The sequence below is a fragment of the Flavitalea antarctica genome (genome assembly GCF_054461535.1).
Genome location: NZ_JBTLQG010000080.1, coordinates 1 through 3,290, shown reverse-complemented (window position 1 = coordinate 3,290; position 3,290 = coordinate 1). Strand labels below are relative to the sequence as shown.

At 47.2% G+C, this 3,290-nt stretch carries 1 protein-coding gene; it reads left to right on the top strand.

Annotated features, from left to right (window positions below):
* Positions 1-86: 86 nt before the first annotated feature.
* Positions 87-3,290 (top strand): hypothetical protein (locus ACX0G7_RS27240; protein ID WP_458926707.1); only part of this gene is annotated, 3,204 nt, incomplete at its 3' end.

Sequence of the window (3,290 nt, the reverse complement as noted above, 5' to 3'; positions counted from 1 at the left end):
TGCCGGACCCTTATGCCGCCAATGTTTCATTGTTACGTCGCCGCAAAGGGCGGGCTAACCATCAGCAGGATAATAACAGGTATTTTTTGACAGATATCACCGCCCTGCTGGTTTGCAACATGACATGGGTAAATCGTGATGAACCTGCAGTGAAGTTTTTTCTTGGTGATAAGCCGGCTAACGCCACTGTTGCCGGAACTTTCAACGCGATCGCAGCTTCGCAACCGCCGATCCTTAAACCCGAAGATCTGAAAAACGGGCAGGTACTTGACAGTATCCAGCGATCCTTATGGGAACGTTTTGCTGCTATACAAGCGAAAGACTGGGCGGCGGTAACTGACGATCCGCGGGGTAGTAGCAATGCATTTGTGAAGCAGGCGGAAATGATGATGAATACAAACCGGGCCATTTCGCGCGGGGACAGGATTTCACTGTTCAGTAACGCCTTTACTTTACTGGATGTTAGTACAGCAGCTGACCTGATGGGCGTAAGCCTTGCATTTGCCAATGATGATTTTCTGTTTGAACGAACACATACTGTGAGGGAAGATATACAGGGTAGTCCTTTGAGTATCGACGGTCTCGACGTGCAGGCAACGAGCCGGCTGGTGCAGATTTACGCGTTGCCACAGATCAGCTGGGAGCCGATGATCACCAATTCCGATGTAGTAAATACTGCCGAGGATCCCTATCCGGGAATTCTATATTTCTTAAATGATGGTGTTCCGGTACAGATAGCAAATACGGGTAATAAACCTGTAACCCTTGCTCCACTTCCCTTAACTGAACGTCTGACAGCCTTATATAAACGGGAAGAATTATCCCTATGGAGTTATTTTACTTTATCAAACGGTATGATGGCGCTTGGTATGTATTATACGTATCAGGGTAAACGACCGGTTGTTGAATTGATCGATGAAAAATTCCCCGGCGAACTCAGCACCGGTCTCCAGTTAAAAACGGTTGGTTATCCGGAGCCGAAAGAAAAAAACAGCCGGTTCAAAGGCAGCGTACACCAACTGGCAAACATCAATAACCTGTTCATACCGGCAACGAATAACCGAAGTGTGCTCTCTGGCAGTGTAACAAAGATCTTCAATCGCGAATTTGGTAATCTTACTGGTTTTGATCCGGACAAGATCATGCCTTTGGAGCGATATGATTTCAGTGGTTATGGGGCAAATGTTTTCAGTCATTGGATAAGCCCGAAGGCTGCGCTGGCAGAAACCTCGCAGGTAATGTTTGATGTTTGGCGGGGTCGGACTGCCCATGAAGTTGTGCAGGTGAAAAGTGTTATCTATCCATGGGGAATACGTGTGGTCAGAACTATTACCATCTACCGCGGCAGCAATGGTTTTCCATGGCGCACTGATAGCGGCTGGAAAGCGGAGAGCGATGGTATCTATGATTTCCGGAGTCCGGTTGAGCCTGGTGAGGTAGCCGATGATGTATTAGCCGAGGAGAATAAAAACACCTATGTGTTTCACCCGGGGATGGTCGAGGGCGTTTACAATGTCCGGAATATCAAGGAGGACCCCGTGTTGATGAAGTTTCAGAAACCGTGGGTAAAAAATTATGGTTTATATATTGACGATGATGGGTTGCCTCAACCTGTCAGGCCACCAAACGCGGGTCAGTCGTTAGAGGTGGACCTTGTACCTGTGTATTTTGATGCAGATGTTGAAATCGATAATGTAACCCAGGGTGCCAGCAATGGCCGGGTTTCAGGTCAGCGTATGTTGGGTTATCTGCAACTGTCGCCGCGTGGAGTATTTATTGCCAAAGAAGATTTTGCAAGTTTACTAACACTTATGCAAGGCCTGGGTGGCCCGGTTGATTGCCTGGTAGATATTAATAAGAGTGGCCAGCCGATGCGGGTCACAAGGGTTGACGTAAATCCGGCTATTGATGCCGGTGGCAACCGGGTATTTATAGCAGCTGCGAAAGGAACACCTGTATTGCCTAAGGACGGAAGTTGGACCGTGGTACAACACAACCTGAGTACTAAAGAAGTATTACCACTTGCGGGCAATGATGTTATTCCACTAGTGCGGGAAGGTGAGCGGAAATTCGACACCGGTGAATTGACTTATACTCAAAACAAAACGGACAAACCGGTTAATGTAGCGGAGGCTACTGAACTATTCAAGCCGTTGGAGACCCGTGCGAAACAGTATGGCTTTTTACAAAGCACTGGCGAAAACAAAGTGCTGTTCCGGAATCCCTTGTTTGAAAACGGTATTAAGATATTAAAAGGTAGTGTTCCTGATCTTGCCGACGCCTATCACCTGATGAACAGTAAAGGAATTTTTCCGAAGCTGGAAGGGCTTCCTTCTATAGCAAAAATCGGCAGCGAGTTTGAAATGCAGATCAAAGAGAAAGGCTTCGAGCTGCTCAATAAAATTGATCCTCTCAAAAAACTTGAGCAGAAGATAGAAGGAGATTGGTACCTGATCAACACACCAGTGGTGAAGCTTTATATCGAGTATCTTTCGAAAGATAACAATGGTGCACCCCTGGCATCGATGCTTAATCTCGACATCAACAGCACAGCTGGTGCATGGGCTAACAAGATGAACGATATCTCCATGAATGTTGATCTTGGCACCTTCAAAAAAATTCTGACTATTCGTGGAAAGTTCCAGACTGAAAAAGGTAAGCCCCCGAGTTTTATTGAACCAATTATGGAGTTTGGCGAGAAGCTCCGCCCGGTTTATGATATACTTGTTTTGTTATCCGAACTATCCATTAATAGCAGTTATAAAGACATCCTGGTTAAGGGGCTCAAGATTGCAATGAGTAACAGTCCCAACAATTGGGAGTACAAGTTCCAGGCAGACAAACAAATTCCGGTGGTACGTTTCCCACCAGCCAACCTGGATACTGCCGCCGCCCCGCTTCGGCTTGAGGCAAATCTTAAAGCCGGTGTTTACTTTAATGTCGCTATCCCGATTCCGCCAACCAATGGGATCCAGGCGCCAAGCGCTGGTGCTTTTGTAGAGTTTTATGCCAAGCTTAGTGTGATGTGCCTGAGTGTTGGTGTCGGAAGTATATATGCTGTAGGCCAGGCTACAGTTCGGATTAGTGGTGACAGCGTAGCTGGGCCGGCGCTTTATATGAAGTTCGGTTTTGGGGTTGAAGCCGTAGTGGCGCTTCCGGTGATTGGGAGTGTGAGTGTATATTTCGCCGCCGGCGTGGAGATGCTGTTAAGCAGTACAGAAGACCGACTTGGCGGATTTGTTCTTTTCCGGGGAAGAGCAGAAATCCTTGGAGGAATAGTTACGGTGACC